Origin of the sequence: Parendozoicomonas haliclonae (assembly GCF_900174585.1) — a bacterium.
Lineage (GTDB): Bacteria > Pseudomonadota > Gammaproteobacteria > Pseudomonadales > Endozoicomonadaceae > Sansalvadorimonas > Sansalvadorimonas haliclonae.
On the sequence record NZ_FWPT01000003.1, the window covers coordinates 143,885 to 167,576 of the forward strand.

19 protein-coding genes are annotated in these 23,692 nt (G+C 52.7%); 10 read left to right on the forward strand and 9 right to left on the reverse strand.

Features of this window, described 5'->3' with window-relative positions; genetic code table 11:
* Nucleotides 1-79: 79 nt before the first annotated feature.
* Together hrpA and EHSB41UT_RS07060 are read right to left on the reverse strand one after the other, a co-directional pair.
* Nucleotides 80-4,030, reverse strand: a complete 3,951-nt coding sequence (gene hrpA / locus EHSB41UT_RS07055; RefSeq protein ID WP_087108238.1) for an ATP-dependent RNA helicase HrpA — start codon at nt 4,028-4,030, stop codon at nt 80-82.
* Between the two features lie 103 nt (nt 4,031-4,133).
* The gene (locus tag EHSB41UT_RS07060) at nt 4,134-5,834 is read right to left on the reverse strand and encodes an AMP-binding protein (RefSeq protein ID WP_087108240.1); all 1,701 of its coding nucleotides are present in this window, start codon (nt 5,832-5,834) and stop codon (nt 4,134-4,136) included.
* Nucleotides 5,835-6,201: 367 nt separating this feature from the next.
* Between EHSB41UT_RS07060 and EHSB41UT_RS07065 the strand changes: the two genes are divergently transcribed.
* From EHSB41UT_RS07065 to EHSB41UT_RS07075, 3 genes are all read left to right on the forward strand, one after another.
* The gene (locus EHSB41UT_RS07065; RefSeq protein WP_087108242.1) at nt 6,202-7,167 is read left to right on the forward strand and encodes an alpha/beta hydrolase; all 966 of its coding nucleotides are present in this window, start codon (nt 6,202-6,204) and stop codon (nt 7,165-7,167) included.
* A 107-nt stretch (nt 7,168-7,274) separates the two neighbouring features.
* Complete coding sequence (locus tag EHSB41UT_RS07070) at nt 7,275-7,751, forward strand: MaoC family dehydratase (RefSeq protein ID WP_087108244.1); 477 nt, start codon at nt 7,275-7,277, stop codon at nt 7,749-7,751.
* A 141-nt stretch (nt 7,752-7,892) separates the two neighbouring features.
* On the forward strand, nt 7,893-8,339 hold the full coding sequence (locus EHSB41UT_RS07075; protein ID WP_087108246.1) for a host attachment protein: 447 nt from the start codon (nt 7,893-7,895) through the stop codon (nt 8,337-8,339).
* Between the two features lie 62 nt (nt 8,340-8,401).
* Here EHSB41UT_RS07075 and trxC read toward each other — a convergent pair whose 3' ends face one another.
* Nucleotides 8,402-8,833 (reverse strand): thioredoxin TrxC, encoded by a 432-nt coding sequence (gene trxC, locus EHSB41UT_RS07080; RefSeq protein ID WP_087108248.1) that lies wholly within the window; start codon nt 8,831-8,833, stop codon nt 8,402-8,404.
* 124 nt (nt 8,834-8,957) lie between these two features.
* Here trxC and EHSB41UT_RS07085 point away from each other — a divergent pair, with 124 nt between their 5' ends.
* The 4 genes from EHSB41UT_RS07085 (at nt 8,958) to EHSB41UT_RS07100 (ending at nt 11,908) form a co-directional block, all read left to right on the forward strand.
* Nucleotides 8,958-9,692: a 5-oxoprolinase subunit PxpA gene (locus tag EHSB41UT_RS07085; protein WP_087108250.1), complete on the forward strand. Its 735-nt coding sequence runs from the start codon at nt 8,958-8,960 to the stop codon at nt 9,690-9,692.
* Nucleotides 9,689-10,372 carry a 5-oxoprolinase subunit B family protein gene (locus tag EHSB41UT_RS07090; protein WP_087108252.1) on the forward strand — a complete coding sequence of 228 codons (684 nt, stop codon included), beginning with the start codon at nt 9,689-9,691 and terminating at the stop codon, nt 10,370-10,372. Before EHSB41UT_RS07085 ends, EHSB41UT_RS07090 begins: the two co-directional genes overlap by 4 nt.
* Nucleotides 10,369-11,304, forward strand: coding sequence for a 5-oxoprolinase subunit C family protein (locus EHSB41UT_RS07095; RefSeq protein ID WP_087108254.1), 936 nt, complete (start codon nt 10,369-10,371; stop codon nt 11,302-11,304). Before EHSB41UT_RS07090 ends, EHSB41UT_RS07095 begins: the two co-directional genes overlap by 4 nt.
* Nucleotides 11,305-11,383: 79 nt before the next feature.
* Nucleotides 11,384-11,908, forward strand: coding sequence for a HugZ family pyridoxamine 5'-phosphate oxidase (locus EHSB41UT_RS07100; protein WP_087108256.1), 525 nt, complete (start codon nt 11,384-11,386; stop codon nt 11,906-11,908).
* 39 nt (nt 11,909-11,947) lie between these two features.
* Here EHSB41UT_RS07100 and EHSB41UT_RS07105 read toward each other — a convergent pair whose 3' ends face one another.
* From EHSB41UT_RS07105 to EHSB41UT_RS07130, 6 genes are all read right to left on the reverse strand, one after another.
* A complete protein-coding gene (locus EHSB41UT_RS07105) occupies nt 11,948-12,865 on the reverse strand; it encodes a glycerol kinase (RefSeq protein WP_087108258.1) in 918 nt (305 codons plus the stop codon).
* 135 nt (nt 12,866-13,000) lie between these two features.
* Nucleotides 13,001-13,210 (reverse strand): transcription antiterminator/RNA stability regulator CspE, encoded by a 210-nt coding sequence (gene cspE / locus EHSB41UT_RS07110; RefSeq protein WP_087108260.1) that lies wholly within the window; start codon nt 13,208-13,210, stop codon nt 13,001-13,003.
* A 304-nt stretch (nt 13,211-13,514) separates the two neighbouring features.
* Nucleotides 13,515-14,891 (reverse strand): guanine deaminase, encoded by a 1,377-nt coding sequence (gene guaD, locus EHSB41UT_RS07115; RefSeq protein WP_087108262.1) that lies wholly within the window; start codon nt 14,889-14,891, stop codon nt 13,515-13,517.
* A gap of 87 nt (nt 14,892-14,978) precedes the next feature.
* Complete coding sequence (deoD, locus tag EHSB41UT_RS07120) at nt 14,979-15,689, reverse strand: purine-nucleoside phosphorylase (RefSeq protein ID WP_087108264.1); 711 nt, start codon at nt 15,687-15,689, stop codon at nt 14,979-14,981.
* Between the two features lie 89 nt (nt 15,690-15,778).
* On the reverse strand, nt 15,779-17,005 hold the full coding sequence (locus EHSB41UT_RS07125; protein ID WP_087108266.1) for a NupC/NupG family nucleoside CNT transporter: 1,227 nt from the start codon (nt 17,003-17,005) through the stop codon (nt 15,779-15,781).
* A 160-nt stretch (nt 17,006-17,165) separates the two neighbouring features.
* Complete coding sequence (locus EHSB41UT_RS07130; RefSeq protein WP_087108268.1) at nt 17,166-17,807, reverse strand: Crp/Fnr family transcriptional regulator; 642 nt, start codon at nt 17,805-17,807, stop codon at nt 17,166-17,168.
* 412 nt (nt 17,808-18,219) lie between these two features.
* Here EHSB41UT_RS07130 and EHSB41UT_RS07135 point away from each other — a divergent pair, with 412 nt between their 5' ends.
* From EHSB41UT_RS07135 to mutS, 3 genes are all read left to right on the forward strand, one after another.
* A complete protein-coding gene (locus EHSB41UT_RS07135; RefSeq protein ID WP_087108270.1) occupies nt 18,220-19,650 on the forward strand; it encodes a carbon starvation CstA family protein in 1,431 nt (476 codons plus the stop codon).
* Between the two features lie 198 nt (nt 19,651-19,848).
* Nucleotides 19,849-20,640, forward strand: a complete 792-nt coding sequence (locus EHSB41UT_RS07140) for a hypothetical protein (protein ID WP_133060426.1) — start codon at nt 19,849-19,851, stop codon at nt 20,638-20,640.
* Between the two features lie 370 nt (nt 20,641-21,010).
* Nucleotides 21,011-23,629, forward strand: coding sequence for a DNA mismatch repair protein MutS (gene mutS, locus EHSB41UT_RS07145; protein ID WP_207626585.1), 2,619 nt, complete (start codon nt 21,011-21,013; stop codon nt 23,627-23,629).
* The last annotated feature ends 63 nt before the right edge of the window (nt 23,630-23,692 follow it).

Consider the following 23,692-nt stretch of genomic DNA (forward strand, 5'->3'; position numbering starts at 1 on the left):
CATGAAAACAACCAATCAGCTACAACAAGGCTCAGGTAACAAAAGGGCAACAATTTTGCGTTAAGCGACCGGGCACCTGTTACGGTACCCGAACCTCTTCCCACGCTTTACGCAGGCGCTTATCCGAGACCTGCATCCGGGTTTTCAGACTCTGGGCGAACAGAGAGACCCGATACTCTTCCAGCATCCAGCGATACTGCCAGAGGGCATCATCCACGATATTCTGCTTTTCCAGAGCTTCCCGGCGCTTCTGCCACTGCTCGTGAAGATTTTGCAGTTCCTCAACATAAACCCGGTCCCGGTTATAGTTGGCACCGAGTTTATCCAGACGCTGCTCAATTCCCGCCAGATAACGGGGGAACTGCTCCAGCCACTCCAGCGGAGTATCCCGCAGGAAGCCTTTGTAAACCAACCGACCAATCTGAGCCTGAATATCACTCATGGACAACGCGACCTGGAACGAGAGCTTGCCTTTCAAACGCTTCTGAACAGCATTCAAAGCGGTAAAGGTATCCAGCAGCAGCTTGTCGAGCTTTTCGGCAAATGGCACCAGATCCGCCTTGTGCTCAGCAATCAACTGGCGAAAAGCCTGTTCATTGCGCGGCCATTCCGCTTCGTCTTTCAGGAACACATTCCGTACTGCATACAGCTCAATATCATCCAGCAGCGCAGCCTTGGGCACAGTATTCACACCCAGCACGGTAATACGGTTCAGGTTCTTCATCTGCTTGAGCATAAAACGCATCTGCTCTGCCATAGACAGACGAATCAACCGCGCCACACCCCAGGTCATCTCCTGCTTTGCCAGTTCCGGACTATCAAACAGGCGCAGCGCCACTGCCGTTTTCTCATCCACCAAGGCAGGGAAGGAACGGAACAGCAAGCCTCCGCGGGTCTGACGAATCTCTTCCGGCAGCTCACCGATAGTCCAGCTGGTAATGCCGCTCTCTTCCAAACCACGGTCAGTCATATCCCGCAGGCTGGACTGAGCCTGATCGGCAAACTTCTCCCGCAGGCGGGTGAGATCACGCCCCTGCCCCAGAACCTTGCCATCGTCGTTCACCACCCGGATATTCATCAGCAGGTGGTTATCCAGAGTCTCTGGTTTCCAGGCATCTTCCGGAATACGGGTACCGGTCATCCGGAACAGCTTCACACCCAGGAGTTCAGTCAACGGTTCATTGCAGGCATTCAAGCCTTCCATAGCGGCAGCACTGTAATCCGGCACCGGTACAAAATTCTTGCGCACCTGTTTCGGCAGCGAGCGAATCAGGGCAATCACCTTCTCTTTCAGCATGCCCGGCACCAGCCACTCCAACCGGTTCTTCGGCAGTTGCTGCAACAGAGAGACAGGAACAGACACGGTCACACCATCGTCGTCTTCGCCCGGGGCAAAGTGATAGGTGAGCGGCAGTTCCATCCCTTCATGCCTGAAGCGATCCGGGTACTGATTGGCGGTAATATGCCCGGCATCCCTCTGCATCAGATACTCTTTGGTCAGGAACAAGACCTGAGCATCGTCCTGCTCGGCTTTTTTCCGCCAGGCTTCAAAGCCGGCACCATTAACCACATCGGCCGGAATACGCTCGTCATAGAAAGCGAACAGGGTTTCGGGATCAGCCAGAATATCCTGCCGACGGGACTTGGCTTCCAGCTCTTCCACTTCCTGAATCAGAGACAGGTTGTGTTTAAAGAACGGTGCCTTGGAAATGTAATGTCCGGCCACCAACCCTTCGCGGATCAACAACTCACGGGACACCACCGGATCAATCGTGCCGTAGTGCACCTTGCGTCGGGAATAGATTACCAATCCATACACTGTCGCCTGTTCATAGGCGACAGCACGGGCCTGTTTCTTTTCCCAGTGAGGTTCAAACCAGTTGCGCTTGATCAGATGACCAGCCACCGGCTCAATCCACGAAGGCTCGATCTTGGCGACGGTCCGAGCATAGAGTTTGGAAGTTTCCACCAGCTCGGCGACCATCACCCACTTGGGTTTGCGCTTGAACTGACCAGACCCGGGGAACACCCAGAACTTGCGATTGCGGGCCCCCAGATAATCCGCCTCCTCGGTTTTATTACCGAGATGGCTGAGCAGCCCCGGCAGCAGAGCTTTGTGGACGTCGATATAACTGGCTTCTTCCAGATTATGGCGAAGCTTCAGCTCTTTACACACCAGAGCCAGCTGACGGTGCATATCCTTCCACTCACGCATCCGCAGATAACTGAGGAAGTGTTTCTTGCAGAGCTTGCGCAGCTGGTTGGCGGTCAGCTCCTGACGCTGCTCTTCATACCAGCGCCACAGGTTTACGAAGGTCATAAAGTCAGAGTCATCGTGATAGAACTCACGATGGGCCTGATCGGAAGCCTGCTGTTTTTCTGCCGGCCGCTCACGAGGGTCCTGCACGCTCAGCGCACTGGCGATGATCAACACTTCGTCCAATGCGTTGGTGTCGTGGGCCGCCAGTAGCATACGACCAAGGCGCGGGTCGGTTGGCAGAACAGACAGATGTCGTCCAACACGGGTCAGGCGATGGTCCTTATCTACCGCGCCAAGCTCCTGCAATAATTTATAACCATCGTTAATGGCACGGTTATCCGGACGATCAACAAACGGAAACTTGGTCACGTCCCCCAGCCCCAGTTTCAACATCTGCAGGATAACGGCGGCCAGATTAGTACGCAGAATCTCGGCATCCGTAAACTCCGGACGACCGAGGAAATCCTGCTCATCATAAAGACGAATGCAGATCCCTTCAGCCACCCGGCCACAGCGGCCTTTCCGCTGGTTAGCCGAAGCCTGAGACACCGCTTCCACCGGCAACCGCTGCACCTTGTTACGTACGCTGTACCGACTGATGCGAGCCGTACCCGGATCGATCACATAATGGATGCCCGGTACGGTCAAGGAAGTTTCCGCCACGTTGGTCGACAGGATTACCCGACGCCCGGCATGGGACTGGAAGATACGGTTCTGCTCTGCATTGGAGAGACGGGCATACAACGGCAGTATTTCCGTGTCCCTTAATTTCTGATCCCGCAGAAACTTGGCTGTTTCCCGGATATCCCGTTCACCGGGCAGGAACACCAGCACATCGCCCAGGCGATGACCAAAACCATCCCGCTCCAGATTTTCAATCTCTTCCAGTGCCTGATAGATACCCTGCAGCTGACGTTCATCGCTATCCTTGGCATCCACATCAAGATCGGCCAACGGGCGATACAACGTCTCAACGGGATAGGTACGACCGGAGACTTCAATCACCGGTGCCGGAACACCCTTGGCATTGGAGAAATGGTTGGAGAAACGGTCTACGTCGATGGTCGCCGAAGTAATAATGACCTTCAGGTCAGGACGTTTTGGCAGCAGCAGCTTGAGATAACCCATCAGGAAATCGATATTCAGGCTGCGCTCATGAGCCTCATCGATAATGATGGTGTCATAGCCATTCAGGAAACGGTCATTCTGAATCTCTGCCAGCAGGATACCGTCGGTCATCAGTTTGACCCGGGTCTGATCACTGACCTGATCGGTAAAGCGCACCTGATAACCGACCAGGCTGCCCAGTTCGGTTTCCAGCTCTTCGGCGATACGGCTGGCAACAGAACGGGCTGCCAGACGGCGCGGCTGGGTATGGCCAATCAGACCATGGACACCCAATCCCAGCGCCAGACAGATCTTCGGCAGCTGGGTAGTCTTTCCGGAGCCGGTTTCCCCGGCCACGATGACTACCTGATGTTCAGCAATCAGCTTGGCGATGTCGTTTTTCTTCTGGGTAACAGGCAGAGCCTCATCCCAGTTCAGTTTTACGGCCTGTTCCCGGCGCAACTGCACCTGAGCCACCGACTTGTCCAGCCGATGGTAGAAGCGTCCTCGATCCTTGCCGCTGAGGCGCTTCCAGTTGTTCCACTGACGCTTCAGCCAATGGCGATCACGCAACAGGCTGTCGTTTATTTCAGCGACAACGGTTGCTTTATCCTTACGGTTTTCCTCTTGACCACTCTGGGCACGGGTATCCTGATCAGTCATCAACTCTAAACTGTATCTCTGCAAAACCTTATCTGCACAAAAGCCGCCCCCTGAGTGTTCAGGGGGCGGCTTTCACAATAGGCCAACTCTGTAGGAGCAGCGTTTAGGCTTTCTTCGCCTGCTCTTTTTGAACCCGCTTGGCCAGCTCTTCATCACGCAGGGTACGACGCAGTACCTTGCCGACGTTAGTGACTGGCAGCTCGTCACGGAACTCAAATTCTTTTGGCACTTTGTAACCTGTAACATACTGGCGGAAGTGCGCTTTCAGATCTTCTTCATTCAGCGCAGTACTGGCCACTACAAACATTTTGATCTTTTCGCCGGTCTTCTCACATGGCACGCCAATAGCGGCACACTGTTCAACATCCGGGTGACGAACCAGCACGTCTTCCAGCTCGTTTGGATAGACGTTAAAGCCAGACACGCTGATCATATCTTTCTTGCGATCAACAATACGGATATAGCCGTCTTCATCAATCGTACAGATATCTCCGGTACTCAGCCAGCCATCCTCACTCAGGGTGGCCGCAGTCTCTTCCGGACGTTCCCAGTAGCCTTTCATAACCTGCGGACCACGAACCAGCAGCTCACCGATCTGACCGATCTCCAGATCATGGCCTTCATCATCAACGATACGCACTTCGGTAGACGGCAGCGGCATACCGATAGTCCCCAGACGGTTGTCAGTCAGAGGGTTCAGGGAGATCACCGGCGAAGCTTCGGTCATACCGTAACCTTCGTTAATGGCACAGCCAGTCATCTGTTGCCAGCGCTTGGCGGTTTCCATCTGCAGCGCCATACCGCCGGACAGAGTCAACTTAAGCGGAGAGAAATCCAGCTGCTGGAAGTCCGGGTTTTTCATCAGTCCATTAAACAGGGTATTCAGGCCCACGAACATGGTGAAACGGGTCTTCTTGAGATCCTTGACGAAACCGGCAATATCACGCGGGTTGGTCACCAACATACTGTGCATACCGGTCTTCAGACCGATCATGCAATGCACTGTAAACGAGTAGATATGGTACAGCGGCAGTGGCGCCACAATCAGCTCACCGCCCAGTACGATATCCTGCTTCACCATGCCGTGAATCTGCTGCATGTTGGCAATAATATTACCGTGGCTCAGCTCCGCACCCTTGGCGACGCCGGTGGTACCGCCAGTGTACTGCAACACAGCAGTATCATTCACATCACCCTTGTGGCGCTGAACCGGTTTGGTCTTGCCTTTGGCCAGTGCCTGATTAAACGGCACCGCGCCCGGAATGGCATAATCCGGCACCATCTTCTTCACATAACGCACTACGGCATTGATCAGCAGACGCTTGACCGGTGGCAGCATATCCGCCACTTCGGTAATCACCACATGCTTGATACCGGTTTTCGGTACCACTTTCTGCGCCATGTGCGCCATGTTGGCCAGAACAACCAGAGCCTTGGCACCGGAGTCGTTGAACTGGTGCTCCATCTCCCGCTCGGTGTACAGCGGGTTGGTGTTCACGACGATCAGGCCCGCCTTCATGGCTCCGAAGACAACTACCGGGTACTGAAGAAGGTTCGGCAGCTGCACGGCTATACGATCACCAGGAACCAGATCGGTATGGTTCTGCAACCAGGACGCAAAATGATTGCTCTGTTCATTCAGCTCACTGAAAGTGAGTTCACGGCCCAGGTTGGAAAAGGCAGTCTTGAACCGGAACTGGTCGCAGGCTTCGTCCAGCACATCGAGAATAGAGCTGTAAGCACCGCTATCGATTTGTGCAGGTACACCTGCCGGGTATTTATTTGACCAAAAGGTCCCGTTCATGCTCAAACTCCTGACATGACTGGTACGTTCCGGGATGAAGACCCAAACGAAAAGAAATAAAGGTAATGCAGGTCCCTCGGCCTCTGCCTTATGGGGCAGCCAGGATGCGGGTGACCAGTCTCTGAAACAACTTCTTTCGCCAACGGCCTCGCGCCGGGAGCAATAACACAAAAGCTGCTTCGCAGACTGCTGCGACTAACGATGCAAACAGCAGCGCAGAATACCAGTTTTCCCCCTCGACAATCCAGCACCAAGAACTGCGGATACAATTCTCCAACACTACTGACTTTACGATCAAAATTGCAGCACCCCCTGTAGTCTGTCACCATGATCTTCGCCCGAATAACGATGGCAGGGAGGTTATACCATGGCACTGATTACCCGGCTTCTGGATGCCAGCGATTTCCACCAGATTCCGTTGCACACCTGGCAGGCGGCTGCCCCAAAAGCCACTGTACTGATTCTTCATGGCATGGCTGAGCATGGATTGCGATACGGACGTCTGGCAGAGACGTTGAACCAGCACGGATACAATGTTGCAGCCATTGATCATCGCGGCCATGGTCAGAGTGTTCATAATCTTGCCGGGATATTTTCCACCGAGAGAGGCTGGGAGCGGGTGCTGGATGATGTCAGCTGCGCCTATGAGCACCTCCATGAGAACCAGCCGGAGCTGCCGGTATTTATTCTTGGCCACAGCATGGGCAGCTTTATTACCCAAAGCTGGCTGATGCAGCAGGAACGAAAGCTGGCCGGTGTCGTACTTTCCGGCTCTACCTATAACAATCGGATCCTGCTGCAGCTCGGCCGCATGGTCACCCGCATGGAAAGTCTGCGCCTGGGTGCAGATAAAACCAGCCGACTGGTTGACCTGCTCACCTTTGGCTCGTATAACAACGGCTTTAAACCGGCCCGAACCCCATTCGACTGGTTGTCTGCCGATACTGCCGAAGTGGATGCCTATATTGCTGATCCACTCTGCGGTTTCCAGTGCACCAACAGTCTCTGGCTGGATCTGTTTCAAGGCCTGCTCTCCATCACCTCACTGCCTGCCCTGCAAAAGCTCGATTCTCGTCTACCTTTTTACATCTTTGGTGGCGACAGGGATCCTGTCGGGCAGAACGGCAAAGGCCTGCGCAAACTGGCCCATAGGCTTACCGAAGCGGGCGTGGAGCATGTGGATCTGAAGGTCTGGCCGGGTGGGCGCCACGAAATGCTCAACGAGAGCAACCGGGACGATGTGACCCACCAGCTGGTGCAATGGCTGGACAGACACATTCCGCAAACAATACTCACAAACCGTGAACAACAATCCACTCTCGACGGGGTATAGTAGCTAGCCTCGCAAGCACGCCGGTGCGAGTCAGAGTGAATTGTTTTCACCTGCAGCACCGGACAAAGGACGACGCGTGCTGCATCATTGTCTGAGAGGAAGACCGAGTGACAACACTGGCTAACGTGCCCTATGAACAACTGCAGGTGGGCGACACAGCAACCTATGAACGCACCCTGACTGAACGTGACCTGATCCTGTTTGCCACCGTATCCGGTGACCACAACCCGATCCACCTTGATGATGAGTTTGCCAGTACCACCCAGTTTGGCGAGCGTATTGCCCATGGCATGTGGACCGGCTCCCTGATCTCAGCAGCCCTGGCTATGAAACTGCCGGGACCTGGCGGTGTCTACCGCAGTCAGGAACTGAAGTTCCTGCAGCCGGTCAAGCTGAACGACACCGTAACAGTACAGCTGGAAGTGCTGGAAAAGAATGACCGCACCAAAAGCGCCATCATCGCCACCAATGTCGTCAATCAGGACGGCAAGTTTGTCGCCAAGGGCAAAGCAACTGTAATGCCTGCGGTTGAACAGGTCGAAATCAATGCCGGCAAGCTGCCGGACGTAGTCATTAGTAACTGATCAGCTACAACTGATCAACAGCCCCCTCCTTTACGACGGCTGTCGGCCTTTAACCAATCGGCAGCCGTCGCATTCCCCAAAATGGATATTTCCTCCCCTCAGGACTAATTTTGTCAGGTCACTTTGTGGAGGATATGACTTATGCGCCCTATCTGGGTTCTGGTCGCTGACAATAGCAAAGCCAGCATGTATGACTTCCAGCCCCACCAGCACCAGTTGCATCTGCTTGATTCAATCAACCATCAGGAAGGCCGATGGCACAATGGTGACTTTATCTCCGATAAAAATGGCAACCATACCAGCATGCACAGTTATCGCGGTATCCATAATGCCGGCCTGGGAGATACCGACAAATCCCCAAAAGGCGTGGAAAGCGAGCGCTTTACCAAGATGATTGCATCCGCCATCAACCATGCTTACGAGAATCACAACTTTGAGGCTCTGCAGGTTTGTGCACCACCCCGGTTTATGGGCGAGCTGATGCCTCATCTAAAAAAGGACATTCCTGTCCACAAGGTCACCAAGGATCTGGTCGCAGCCGATGCCGAACATATTATGAGTCACCTGACGCCTTTCCCGATCACCTGACAGACGCCTGACAAGACATCATCAATGATCTGGCCGGCTCGGCCAGATCGCTGTCATCCAAATCACACCGCTGGCAGATTATTGTCCAGCCATTGGCTGAACTGCTGAGCAGGCAGTGCACCGCTTAAACGCTCCACTTCCTTCCCTTTGTGCATCACCATCAGAGTTGGAATCGAACGAATCGCAAAACGTCCGGCGGTCTGGGGATTGTTTTCCGTATCCACCTTGATAAACAGTGCCCGGCTGGCAAAAGTCTTGGCGACATCATGGAAGACTGGCGCGAAGTTCTGGCAGGGACCACACCAGCTGGCCCAGAAATCAATCACGATCGGCAGTTCACTCTTTTCCACAAACCGCGCAAAGCTGGCATCGGAAACCGGGATTGGTTCTCCGGGCAGAAGCGGCTTATGACATTTGCCGCATAACGGGTTATCAGACAGCTTCTCATCCGGCACACGATTCAGTGCCTGACAGGACGGACATACCAACTGCATTATCGACTCCTCACCCACTTGGCTTTTTACAGGCTCATACTATGCGACAGATAGTATTTGAAAAAACCTCGGTTTCTCAATTACATTGCCCAATAAGCACAAAACCAACAAGAGCAGGATAGCCATGCAATTTAATTGCGATATGGGAGAGAGTTTCGGGCCATGGGTGATGGGCAACGATGAAGCCGTTATGCCTCATATCGATATGGCCAATATTGCCTGCGGCTTCCATGCCTCCGATCCGGTCCATATGCACCGAACCATTGCCCTGGCCAGCCAGCACCTTGTCCGTATTGGTGCTCACCCCGGCTACCCTGACCTGCAGGGCTTTGGGCGCCGGGCGATGGCGCTGTCACGGGAAGAGCTGTTTACCAGCCTGCTGTATCAGATGGGTGCTCTTGATGCGCTCTGCAAAGCCCAGGGCACATCCGTCTCTTATATGAAGCCCCACGGCGCACTCTATAACCAGATGATGCAGGATGACGCCATTCTGGATACTGTGCTGGCTTCCGCTGCCGCGTTTAAACCCCACTGCTCAGTGGTTGTTATGGCCGGGGTTAATGATGACAAATGCCGGCAACTGGCCAAACAGCATGGCGGTGTCCCTTTACTGTTTGAAGCCTTTTGCGACCGGCTTTATAACGACGATGGCACACTGGTTTCCCGCACTCATCCCGATGCCGTTCACGGCTCTATTGAACAAGTCATTAATCAGGTTCGCGGCATAGTCAAACACCAGACCGTAACAACCATCAGCGGAAAACAGCGTCCACTTAAAGCCGACACCATCTGCCTGCATGGCGATAACACGCACCTGCTGCAGGAAATTGCCCGCATCAAGGACTGTTTGAAGCCATGATCAGCATCCAGCCCGTCAGTGAATCCTCACTGCTGATTTCCGTGGCTGACACTATCAGCCCTGAAGCCTCTGACCAGATTTCAGCGATAACACATTTTTTGCAGGAGCAGTATGCAGAGCTGATCATTGACCTGATTCCATCGTATACAACCATTCTGGTCAGCTACCGGCTAACTCACCCTGAAGCAGAGAGTTTTATCAGCCAATTCCAGACCCAACTGCCAACCATCGCAACGCGAACGCGCAACAACAGTCAGACTATCCGCGAGATTCCGGCCTACTTCGGCCAGGAGGTTGGCTGGGATCTGGAAGACCTTTGCCAGCACGCACAACTCTCCCGGGATGAAGTGCTCAACCTTTTCTGCTCAACAGTGTATCGGGTCTATGCCATAGGCTTCAGCCCCGGCTTTGCCTATATGGGCAGCATTCCCGAGGCACTGAAAATGCCTCGACTGGAAACACCACGGGCCAGAGTCCCGAAAAGCAGCGTTGCTATTGCCGACCGCCAGACAGCGATCTACCCGGACAACTCACCCGGCGGCTGGCGTATTCTGGGGCGCACTCCCTTCAGTCTTCTGCCATCAGACGACAATGCACTCACACTAACTGTCGGCGAACAGGTTCGCTTTACGCCCATCACACAACAGGAATTTATCCAGCTCGGGGGATCCCTGACATGAGTTTTACCGTCATCGATCCGGGCATGCTGACCCTGCTGCAGGACTATGGTCGCTTTGGTCACCAAAGCTCTGGTTATACCCAAGGCGGCCCCATGGATGAACACGCCTTTCTATGGGCAAACCGCTTGTTGCATAACCCAATTAATACACCCCAGCTGGAAATCACCATCGGGCAGCTGGTGCTGGAAGCTACCAGCCCAACGATCATTGCCCTGACCGGGGCGGATATGCAGGCCAAAATCAACGACACCCCTATTCCCTGCTGGCAGACTGCCGAGCTGAAGACTGGTGATCGACTGTCGTTTGGTTTTGCACGTGATGGCCTGCGTACCTATCTGGCAGTCAAGGGTGGGTTTCAGATCACACCCGTTTTGGATAGCGTGGCCACAGTATGCAGGGAGAAAATTGGTGGCCTGACTCAGGCCGGTAGCCGGATTAAAGCCGGAGACTCCCTGCCATACACCTCCTATCAGCGAAACAAACAAAAGCCGCAGCGGCAGGTGCCGGCAAAGTACCAGCCGGATTACAGTGCGCCTCTGGAGCTTCGGGTGATTGAAGGTTATCAGCGTGATCTGTTTCCTGAGTCCGCTGTTGAACAGTTTTATAACAGCGCGTACACCATCAGTCAGAACAGTGATCGTATGGGTTTTCGTCTGGAAGGCCCGGCATTACAAGGTGGGCCGGATGGTGTGGTCTCCGAAGGCATCGCCTATGGTGCCATCCAGATCCCCAGTGACGGTCAGCCTATTATTCTGATGAAAGATCGCCAGACCATCGGCGGCTATCCCAAACTGGGCTGTATCGCAGCAATGGATGCCTTTCGGTTATCTCAGTGCCGCCCCGGTACCGCGGTGACATTTATCAAAGGCGATATCGATACCATCCGGCAGGAGCGTCTGGCCATGCTGCAGTTTTTTGGAATCAATCACTAACGCGAGCCAAGTTGATAATGGTATATTTCCCTAGAAAATGATTTTTATTCTCATTTAAAGGCATTACCGAAAGAATAATATGGCTAAAGACGTATCAATTATTGAAGGTGAAGCACTGGCAGCGATTGAGAAAGGCTGCCATGCACTGATTAACAGTCATATGACCCTGATGCTGTCCACCCTTTCTGAGGATGGTCATCCGGATATCAGCTACACCCCTTACCTGCGCGATGAAGACGGCACCTTTTATGTTTTTATCAGCGAACTGGCCCACCACACTCCGAACTTGATTGCCAATCCGGTGTGCTCTGTGCTGTTTGCTGCTTCCGAGTCCGACACCAAGAATATGTTTGCCCGCGAGCGTGCGTTTTTCCGCTGCTCCTCCAAGGAAATCCCTCGCGGTACAGAAGCCTGCGATACCATGCTGGATAGAATGACAGAGCGATTTGGCAATACTGTTGAACTGCTGCGCCAGCTGAACGATTTCCACCTGTTTGCTCTGAAGCCTTTGAACGGTCAGTACACCGTTGGCTTTGGCAAGGCCTTCTCCATCGCTGCGGATGGTACCTTTGCCCATATCGTTATTGATAAGAAAGCAAAGTAAGCTGCACAAGGGTCAGCGCAGGCTGACCCCTTTCTTCTCTCAATATGTCTGCACACCATGCTTTAACAGCATCCGTGGTAAGACATCATCCAGGTTTTTCACATCGTCATCGTTCAGTTCAATCAGCTTGAACCCGTACTTTTTATAAAGCGCGAGCTTCTGCTTTTTCCGCTCCAGGTAGCGGGCATCATTCTCATAGCCCCAATATTCGATATATACCTTGCCGGTCGGGATATAGAAGTCACAATACATCTCTTCCTCGATGGGAAGTTTACGCTCGTAGGCATGAACGATTTCGGCCATATAAAGCCAGTTATCAATCAGCATCTCGGCTTTGGAACGCACCATATGGCCATCGGTGGTACGGAGAGTGGCGGGGAATTGATCCCGAAAGCTCTGGGTTTCCGATGAGGCATCATCCAGACCAATCGCCTGGGACAGGTCGCCATGCACTTCTTTCAGGGAGAGCACCAGAGCCTTGTTACCAAGAATATCTTCCGGCCAGCACACGAAGGGAACACCTGTACGATAATCTTCCCGCTGCAGACCACCTAAAGCCTTCCCTTGGGGAGTCACATGCCAGCCCTTCAGAGCTTTATCAACCCAGCCCAGTTCGGAAAAGATGGCGTTCACCTTCTGGGCAGACAGTTCAAGCCGCTGCCCAATCGCACTGGAGGTAAGAGGTTTGCTACTCGTATCGGCTCTGGAAGAACTGTTAGAAGAGCTGCCGGAATCATCCATCACCAGCACATCAGGCCAGCAGATATAAGTTCCGTACTTGGGATGAGTGGTGTATTCGCCGCCTTTGCTCTTGCCGCTTTCGGTCAGGCTCCAGCTGTTATCCGCCCGGGTAATCCAGCCGGCACTTTCCATTTTCTGGAACAGTTCCTTTCCGGTCAGCCCCAGCTTTTTAGCCAGTGCACTGGTGGAGATTTTCTTGGCAGCGACAGTGTCCATTTGCATAGCCTTTGTGGGTGTTCCACGATGTTGCCATGCTGCCGGAAGAAATCAAATCCATAAAAAAAGGCAACACCTTGCGGTATTGCCTTTGCATTCACTTATCGTGAATTCACTCTTTACAGAGGAGAGTCCTTACAGAGGACGGATCTCTTCTGCCTGAGGACCTTTCTGACCCTGAGTGATTTTGAATTCAACGCGCTGACCTTCGGTCAGGGTGCGGAAGCCGTCACCAACGATCTGACGGAAGTGAGCGAAAACGTCTGGACCGCCATTTTCCTGGGCGATGAAACCAAAACCTTTCTCGTCATTGAACCACTTAACAGTACCGGTAGTAGTAGACATGATGTCATCCTATCTTTCAAAAATAATAATGGTGCCTTGCAGGCAAGGCGGTTGAGCAAAAAGAGACGCTTATTATTTATGAAGAACAGGACGAGCTATTACACCCGACACAGTGAATCTTTGCATAAATTTCAAACACACTTTTAACGTGCCGCCACTATAAAGGCTCGCCCAATGCAAGCCATAGGTAGTTTACCCAGACTTTGTGACGATTTCTCTACCGAAACATAAAAAAACTCACTATCTGCCCTCTTATTCCGTCTGAACCTGCCGGGAACGGCGATTTCATACAGAATTATGCAGATTATCCCGCAGTTTTTTTATCAATCACCTGCCGCCCCTGAACCCAAACCCTGGTTACATTATGGCGGGATGTGGTTGAGATAATTTTCTCCAGGATATCCGCCGGCGAGTCCATACCCGGCCAGATAGTCAGATCACAGTCTGGTACAGCTGCGTCTACAACCACCGCATCAAAACCAAAGCCTGCTTTGAACAGACCGATATTCTGATCCAGTGACTGACCACCGCCAGCCGTTGCCATCCAGAACGATTCCACCAGCGAGATACGGGTATTGGATTCACCACGCTCCCCTGCTGGGCGATGGGTTGATGTGCCCTCTTCCCGCACCCGGGAATGGGTCACGGCATCAAAACAGGAACGCAGCATCGACGGCGTGACACTGGCGGCAACATCACTGCCAAGACCGCAATGCACCCCTTGATCCAGCAACTCGCGGGTGGTCATCGCGGCATTGGCAAAGCACATGTTCGACAACGGGCAGTGGGCTATACCGGCACCACGATCCTTGATGATCAGAATGTCCTGATTGGTCAGGAAGATAGAATGGGCCAGCAGCGTTTTACGACCCAGCAGACCGGTACGCTCATAAACACTGATATCGGTTTCGCCATACTTCTGCTGACTGTAGTCCCGAGCCCAGTCGCTTTCTGAACAGTGAGTCTGCACATAGCAATCATTGGCCGTGGCAAACTGCCCCAGCTCTTTCAGCAGACCTTCGGTACAGCTGGGAATAAAACGTGGCGTCACCACCGAAGACACCAGCCCTTGATTGCCCTTCATCCCGGCAACAGCGTGATTAAAAGTCTCTGTTTCATACAGGCTCTGCTGGGCACTCTGGCGGTAGTAGTCCGGGCACTGATCCGGATCATCCATACATACCTTGCCGACAAACGCTCTCTGGCCTTTATCCAGACAGGTTTCCGCCAATACTAAAGAAGGCTCCAGATGCAGGCTGGAGAAGTAAACTGCGCTCGTCGTGCCGCTGCTGAGGGTCGATTGCACCAGATCCCCGTATACCTGGCGGGCAAACTCGAGATCCTGATACTTGGCCTCCAGCGGAAAGGTGTAATTTGAGAGCCAGTCGTACAGCGGCAGATCAAGACCTTTGCCCATCTGTGGCCATTGCGGGGCATGATTATGAAGGTCAATCAGCCCGGGGATAAGATACTGACTGGCCGTCAGTCGCTGCAAACGCCCCTGACCTTCAAGAGCCTGAACAATTCCGGATGACTGATATTCCTCCGGACGGAGTACAGCCTGAATGCGGCCTGCCGTATCCACGGTAATCAGGGCATTTTCCAGATACTCAAACTCACCCATCACCGGGCAGTGAAAGGCATTGCCCAGAATGCCAAAAACAATCTCACTGTGATCCATGACTTAACCTGTATTCTTTTCACATAAAAAAATGAGCGTGCTCCCATTGGGATGCACGCTCACTGTTCTTCCTGATCAAACCCGGTCTTACAGCTGCAGAGCGGTATCCAGAGCCAGGGTAATCATATCATTCAGGGTGGTACGACGGTCATCGGCATCCAGATGTTCATGACGCAGGATATGGTCAGTCACCGTGCAGATGGTCAGGGCTTTTGCGCCCAGAGCGGCGGCAACACCGTACAGAGCAGCCGCTTCCATTTCCACACCCAGAATGCCGTGGCTGGCCATCAGCGGGTACAGGTCTTCATCCGGACGGTAGAACAGGTCAGATGAGAACAGGTTACCCACTTTCACAGACAGACCTTTCTGCTCAGCCTGCTCAACGGCCTTGCGTACCATATTGAAGTCCGCCAACGCAGCGAAGTCGTGATCACGCATGCGGATGCGGTTCACTTTGGAGTCGGTGCTGGCACCCATACCAATCACCAGATCCATAAGTTTGACATCATCGTGAATCGCACCACAGCTGCCGATACGGATCAGGTTCTTGACTGCGTAAACGGTAATCAGCTCGTGGAAGTAGATGGACGCGGATGGAATACCCATACCGTGGCCCATAACAGAAACCGGCTTACCCTTGTAGGTACCGGTAAAGCCCAGCATGCCACGCACGTTGGTCACTTCACGCGCATCTTCCAGATAGTTTTCTGCGATAAATTTGGCGCGCAGCGGGTCACCTGGCATCAGGATTGTTTCTGCAAAATCACCCGGTTTGGCATTGATATGGGCAGTGCTCATTATTCAAACTCCAGATTCTTTTTTCTCTATTACTTTGTGTTCTTAACAGTCATGTCCCTGCTGGCGGTGAAACCAGCAGGGGCAAATCATTAGCTGCCGAGGGCAACCAGCAGACCGGCAATGGTGCCGCTCATCAGGTTGGCCAGTACGGATGCCAGCAGGGTCTTCATGGCGATAGCGCTCATTTCCTTACGGCGCTCGGGCACCATGCCACCGATACCACCCACTACCATGGCGACAGAACCGATGTTGGCAAAACCACACAGGGCAAAGGTGATAATGGCCTGGGTCTTAGGGGTCAGCTCAGTCGCGACTTTCATAAAGTCGATGTAGGCCACAAATTCGTTGATAACGATCTTCTGACCAATAAAGGAAGCAGCCTGAATGGCTTCATTCCACGGCACGCCCATCACAAAGGCCAGAGGGGACAGAAGGTAGCCCAGAATCAACTGTACGGTCAGGCCATCAAAGCCAACCAGACCGCCAATACCGCCCACGATGCCATTCAGCAGCGCAATCAGGGCAACAAAGGAGATCAGCAGTGCAGTTACACAAGCCACCTGCTGCATACCGATCATCGAACCCTGACTGATCGCATCCAGAATGGATTCCGGCTGATCATCAGACTGCTCGATCGCATCATTCACATCATTCACCGGAGTGGAGGTTTCCGGGCAGATCAGCTTGGCGAACAGCAGGCCGGCCGGTGCGGTCATAAAGCATGCAGTGAGGATATATTTGATATCGATGCCCAGGTTGATGTAACCGATCATGGTGCCACCGGCCACAGAGGCCAGACCACCGGTCATCACGGCAAAGATTTCAGAGCGGGTCATGCGCTGAACAAATGGACGCACCATGGACGGCGCTTCAATCGGACCCACAAAGATGTTTGCGGTTGCGGACAGGGATTCCGCACGGCTGGTACCCAGAACCTTAGACAGCGCACCACCAATGACATTGATAATGGCCTGCATAATTTTCAGGTAATAAAGGACAGAGATTAATGCGCTGACAAAAATAACAACACACAGCACGTTAATAACAAAAACAAAACCGACTTTGAATTTGGCCAGATCGCCAAATGCAAACGCAAGACCATCGTTTGCGTAATTAATTACGCTCTGAACGCCATTGGATGCGCCCTGCAGAATGGTTTGTCCAATCGGGACATACATAACAAAGGCGCCAAAAGCGACCTGAATTAATAATGCACCAACAACAGTGCGTGCATTAATTGCTTTTCGGTTTTCCGAAAACAGCACAGCAATCCCGATAAGCATTGCCATACCAAACAAGCTCATGAAAATACCCATGAGTGCTCCCTAGACGCAAACAGCGAGACGATTTCAAAGAAAAGGGTGATGAAATAAGGCGAGCCTTAGCTGCCTCTATCTTGCTGGGACAGAGGCAGAGCGATAAAGGACAATTGTCCTCATCCTGAGGTTTTTGTTAGCAAATGGTCGTTTTATTGATTTATATCTGTAGTTCTGCGCGAGCCTGTTCAGGATTGGCAATCCTGAAGCCATCCCCCGCCCTCTGAACTATTCCGTCATCGAGCAGATTTTTAAGAATACGACGGTAAGCCCGTGATGATGTACCCAACCTCTCGGCTTCCACTTCCTGAGAGATCACAAACACCTCTCCACCGGCGGCATCAGCCTGAGCCACTAGCCGCTGAAGCGCATTAAACCTCAGCCCATAAAGGATATTAACCATGGCCTGGGTCACGGTAGAGTGGTAGCGATTGGACATCAGGGTCATAAAATCCAGCGCCAGATCCGGCATCTTAACTAAAGCATCCCGCATCACGGCACGACTCAACTGATATCCGGTCACAGGATTAACCGCAATCACACTCAGCATGTGATTGCTCGTCTCGCTGAACAGCTCCATTTCCCCCAGTACGCCGGAGTAGTTATCTTCCTGAACGATGGTGTACTTACGCCCGGCGGCTGAGATGTACTGCACTTTGATATCCGCTCCGGATACCACCACCACTCCGCAGGATTCGCGCCCCTGGAAACAGATGACATCCCCAGCCTGATATCTGACCGGCTTGCCGCCTGGAATAGTCAGCAAACGATGATAAATTCTTGCATCACAATTCTGGAGCATGATTCCTCCACAAATGAAAACCAGCCATCATCTCTGCTCGCCCAACAAGGGCAATCTCGTCGTTTAACAAATAACATCCTGTCTTTTAACGACATCAAACAACCGAACCGGAAACTGACAACACAATCAATTCCCGAAACGCATCTAGTAATACAGGCCATCGTAGAGAATTCTGCAAACTTGAAAGACCTGATTGAGGGCGGCCATTTTCTCCATTTTTAGACAAATGTCATTATCTCGTAAAAATTGTCTTGGCTATTTATAGAGTTTGTTCTCTGCCTGTTGTTTCAAGTCAAAGATTGCATCCTGAAAATCACTATATTGCCCGCGTCTTTTATTTGATCAGCTCGTCGCTCAGTCACCCTTTCATCATTGGAGAATGACGCGCTGTGTTTTGATGTTGGGGAATCATATGTATAGCTTTCTCGCGGCACTCGCAATTCTGATTGTGGGTTATATCTTTTATGGGAAATGGGTTGACCGTCACTTTGGTGCTGACCCAAGCCGTGAAACGCCGGCTCACACCCTCCGTGATGGAGTCGATTTTGTGCCACTGCCATGGCACAAAATCTTTCTGATCCAGTTCCTGAACATTGCCGGCCTTGGCCCTATTTTTGGTGCCATCATGGGCGCGCTGTACGGCCCGGCCGCATTCCTGTGGATTGCTTTTGGTTGTGTATTCGGCGGTGCCGTTCACGACTACTTCTCCGGTATGCTGTCTGTTCGCCATCAGGGTCAATCCATTCCAGAGATCGTTGGTAATTATCTGGGCGAAGGCTCACGCAAAATCATGCGCGGCTTTTCCGTGATCCTGCTGGTGCTGGTCGGTGTCGTATTTATGATGGGTCCGGCCGGTCTGCTGGCCAACCTGGGCATGAAAGGCATCTTTGCCAACCAGAACTTCTGGCTGGCCATTATTATTGCCTACTACTTTATCGCCACCGTTCTGCCGGTTGATAAGGTCATCTCTAAAATCTATCCGCTGTTTGGTCTGACCCTGCTGATTATGGCGGTGGGTGTTGGCGGCATGATGATTGTTAAAGGTCTGCCGGTTCCAGAACTGACTGACGCTGTCTCTCATCCAAAAGGTCTGCCAATCTGGCCAATGCTGTTTATCACCATCGCCTGTGGTGCGATCAGTGGCTTCCATGCGACTCAGTCTCCGATGATGTCTCGCTGTCTGCCGACTGAAGCTTATGGCCGTCGTGTATTCTACGGTGCCATGATTGCCGAAGGTGTTGTGGCACTGATCTGGGCTGCGGCAGCCATGTCCTTTTTCCCGAATGGTCTGGAAGGTCTGAATGCCGTATTGGCTAAAGGTGGTGCAGGTCTGGTTGTGAACGAAGTGTCTGTCGGCCTGATGGGAACCGTTGGCGGCATGCTGGCGATTCTGGGTGTTATCGCCTGCCCAATCACCTCCGGTGATACCGCATTCCGCAGCGTACGTCTGATCTTTGCCGATGCCCTGAACATCAGCCAGACCAGCTCCAAAAACCGTCTGATGCTGGCCGTGCCAATCTTTGCCATTGGCTTCGCGCTGACCTTTATTGATTTCAATATTATCTGGCGCTACTTCGCATTCTCCAATCAGGCGCTGGCAACCATCGTTCTGTGGGCTTCTGCAATGTACATGGTACATATGGGCAAGAGCCACTGGCTGGCGTCCCTGCCTGCGACCTTTATGACTGCAGTCTGCACCACTTACATTATGATGGCTCCGGAAGGTCTGGGCCTCTCCTCTTCCATTGCCTACCCGGTAGGTGCTGTTGCCGCTATCGCCTCCATCATTTGGTTCCTGATGGCTGCCAACAAGAAATCTCTGACCATTCAACAGGCTGCCTGATAAGCCTGTCTAGAAAAGAACGGCGCCTTATTTGGCGCCGTTGTTTTATCTTCCTCGGGAGCAGTACTTTCTCACAACTGCCAAAACAATCGAAAAATCGATCATCGACTTACCGCTCAGGACCGGTCTATTGAAACGCCAACCCAAGCTGGTATTGTGGAAACAATACAAAGAATTATAAATCGAATGGAAGTAACGATGAGCACTATTAATATCTCAGAAATCTACGAAACGGGAGTGTTTAAGGTTCTTAGCGTTGAAACTCGCGAATACGCATCAACCAAAGTTTCCTCTACTCATTTTGGGGGAAGTAATACGCCCAGCATCTCTTCCAGCACCACCCACCACAAAACAGTCGATGTCTGGCTCGAGCATCTGGAGTCCGGGAAAGAGATCAAGTATGAATTCTCCGGCTACAACCTGGATATGCGCGAAGGTCACCTGATCTTCCTAGCCATTAATACAGAACTCAAATCTATAGAGAGAATTGTGAACCTCAATACCGATCAAGTAAGTTATGGGGATGACAATGTCAATTACGCACAAGGCCAAGGGCTGGCTTTGGCAAATAACTCAAGCAAAAACATTGTCGGTGGCTTTATGGGACTGTTGGCTGCTTTGACTTTTGCTTCCCCCTATCTTGGATCGTTTTTGTTAACCATGGCCGTGCTCTATGGTTTGTTTACCGGGTGGAATACATTTACAGGTACAAAAATCAAGGATCCTCGTTTTGGCAAATCCAAACTCAAGTTAATCGCCCTGTTACCCTTGAGTTACCTGTCCACAGCCACAATCCAAGACATGCCCATAGCCTCCCTGATTCTCTCAACAATCCTATTTCTGGCAGTTCTCAAGATTAATCGGGACGAAACAAGACTCGCTTTTCAGATCCAAAAAGAGCACTCTGATGCCCTTGATGAGCATATCAAAGCCATAGTCAGCAAAAACAAGAGCAACTGGCTTGAACTGGCCCAGAAAAAATCAGCCTAACGCTATTTTGGGGCTTGTTCAGGGCCCCATCTCCATTGCCCCCTGAAAAATGAGTAACTGGGTAACGTCTAAATAAGCCCTCTTGCTCCGTCAACCTTTCACTATTTATGAATAACACGCTGTGTTTTGTTGTGGAGGAATCACATGCATAGCTTTCTCGCAGCACTCGCAACTCAGACAAGCAAGGCGCTCTGAACTGCGCCGTTCTTTTATCTTCCACCTGTCCGGAAGATCGTTAGAGCTTTCCCCACCCGTTTGTTATCATTTCACGTTTCTATTCAGCGCCGCACCCGGGTCAGATTCCGGTGCCGGCAGCCGGCATACCATTCCCTGCCGGTCTTTCCCTGTTTTAATGTGATCAGTGATATTTATGGCGAAAACCAGCGGTCAACCGGAGAGCAACAAAGCGTCCCCCTCCCATACGCCTATGATGCAGCAGTACCTGCGGATCAAGCAGGAGCATCGTAACCAGCTGGTGTTCTATCGCATGGGCGATTTCTACGAGCTGTTCTACGACGATGCCCGTAAAGCGTCCCAACTGCTGGATATCACCCTGACTGCACGTGGCCACTCCGGCGGTGAACCAATCCCGATGGCCGGCATTCCCTACCATGCCGCTGAAGGTTATCTGGCTCGCCTGGTGCGCCTTGGTGAATCTGTTGCTATCTGCGAACAGGTGGGCGACCCGGCAACATCCAAAGGGCCGGTTGAACGCAAGGTGATGCGCATCATCACTCCGGGAACCGTAAGTGATGAAGCTCTGCTGGAAGAACGTGCTGATAACTGGCTGATGGCTGTACATCGCCATGATCAAACCTACGGCCTGGCCTGGCTGGATATTACCAGTGGCCGCTTCCGGGTGATGGAAGTCGCCAGTGAAGAAGCCGTACTCAGTGAAGTGCAGCGTCTGAATCCCCGCGAGCTTCTGCTCAGTGAAGATCGCAGCTGGCCGGACAGTATTGCCAAACGTCGGGGCGTGAATCGCCAACCGCCCTGGTGCTTTGAACTGGATAGCGCCAAAGACCTGCTCACCCGTCAGTTTGCCACCAAGGATCTGGCCGGCTTTGGCTGTGACCATTTAAGCGTTGCCATCGAAGCCGCAGGCTGCCTGCTGCAATATGTTCGCGACACCCAGCGCACCGATATGCCGCATATTCGTTCACTGTCTGTTGAACGCCGCGAAGATACCGTCGTGCTGGATGCAGCCAGCCGTGCCAATCTGGAAATCTCCATCAATATGAATGGCGGCAAGGACAATACCCTGCTGTCGGTGATGGATACCACATCCACCGCTATGGGTGGCCGACTGCTTAGCCGCTGGCTGAACCGTCCACTGTGCAATCGAGAACGACTGGAACAGCGCCAGCAGGCTATTGGTGAACTGGCTGAACAATACATTTATGAAGGCTTGTCACCGGTACTGCGCAATATTGGCGATGTCGAACGTATTCTGGCCCGGGTAGCACTGCGCTCCGCTCGTCCCCGCGACCTGGCACGCCTGCGTGATGCCTTGTCCTGCCTGCCGGATGTTCAGAACGAACTGAGCGTGGCCAGCGCTGAACTGATCAAAGATCTGGCCGAACGTATTGGCACCTTTCCCGATGAAGTGGCTCTGTTACAGTCTTCTATTATCGAGAACCCTCCGGTTGTTATCCGCGACGGTGGTGTCATTGCCACCGGCTACGATGAAGAGCTGGACGAGCTGCGTTCACTCAGTGAAAACGCCGGCGGCTACCTGCTGGATCTGGAAAACCGTGAGCGGGAACGCACCAAACTCAGCTCCCTGAAAGTCGGCTTCAACCGTGTCCATGGCTACTTTATTGAACTGAGTCGCCGGGAAGCGGAAGACGCACCGGTTGACTATATCCGCCGTCAGACTCTGAAGAACACCGAGCGCTTTATTACCCCGGAACTTAAAGAGTTTGAAGACAAGGCCCTGTCCAGCAAAAGCCGTGCGCTGTCCCGGGAGAAAGCCCTCTACGAAGAGCTGCTGGAAAAGCTCAACGAGAACCTTGGACGTTTACAGGAAAGTGCTGCTGCGATTGCCGAATTGGATGTACTCAGCTGTCTGGCAGAACGTAGTCACGCACTGAACCTGTGCTGCCCGACTCTTACCGAAGAAGCCGGTATTCATATCGATGAAGGTCGCCACCCTGTCGTAGAGCAGGTTTTGGATGATCCGTTTGTTGCCAACAGTCTGGAACTGAACAACGATCGCCGTATGCTGGTCATTACCGGTCCCAACATGGGCGGTAAGTCCACCTATATGCGTCAGGCTGCATTGATTGTGCTGCTGGCCCATGTCGGCAGTTATGTACCGGCAGCCAATGCCCGCATTGGTCTGGTAGATCGTATCTTTACCCGTATCGGCTCCTCCGATGATCTGGCCGGCGGTCGCTCCACTTTCATGGTAGAGATGACTGAAACCGCTAGCATTCTCCATAATGCCACCGAACGCAGTCTGGTACTGATGGACGAAGTGGGCCGGGGTACCAGCACCTTTGATGGTTTGTCTCTGGCCTGGGCCTGCGCCCGTCATCTGGCAGACAACGTCAAGGCCTTCACTCTGTTCGCTACCCACTACTTCGAGCTGACCCAGCTGCCGGAAGAAACGACAGGTGTTGCCAATGTCCATCTGAACGCGACCGAGCATGGTGACAGCATTGTCTTCCTGCACGCGGTTCAGGATGGTCCTGCCAGCCAGAGTTACGGTTTGCAGGTTGCACAGCTGGCCGGCGTACCGCGCTCGGTAATACATCTGGCCCGTGAACGCCTGCTGCAACTGGAAGCTGGAGAAAACGCCGCTCCGGTTGAACCTGTTGCTGTAAAAAGTAAAGGCCGACGCACAGTTTCTGTTGTCAGCCCGCAGGTTGATCTGTTCAGCAGCGGTCCGCATCCGGTGGTGGAAAAACTGGAGACCCTGTCTCCGGATGACCTCTCCCCGCGGGAGGCTCTTAATCTGTTATATCAACTGAAAGAACTGGTATAAGTAGAGCGCGCGTGGCTGTTGTGGCAAACGGAAGGCTGCTGATAAACTAGCGCGATTAAAAAT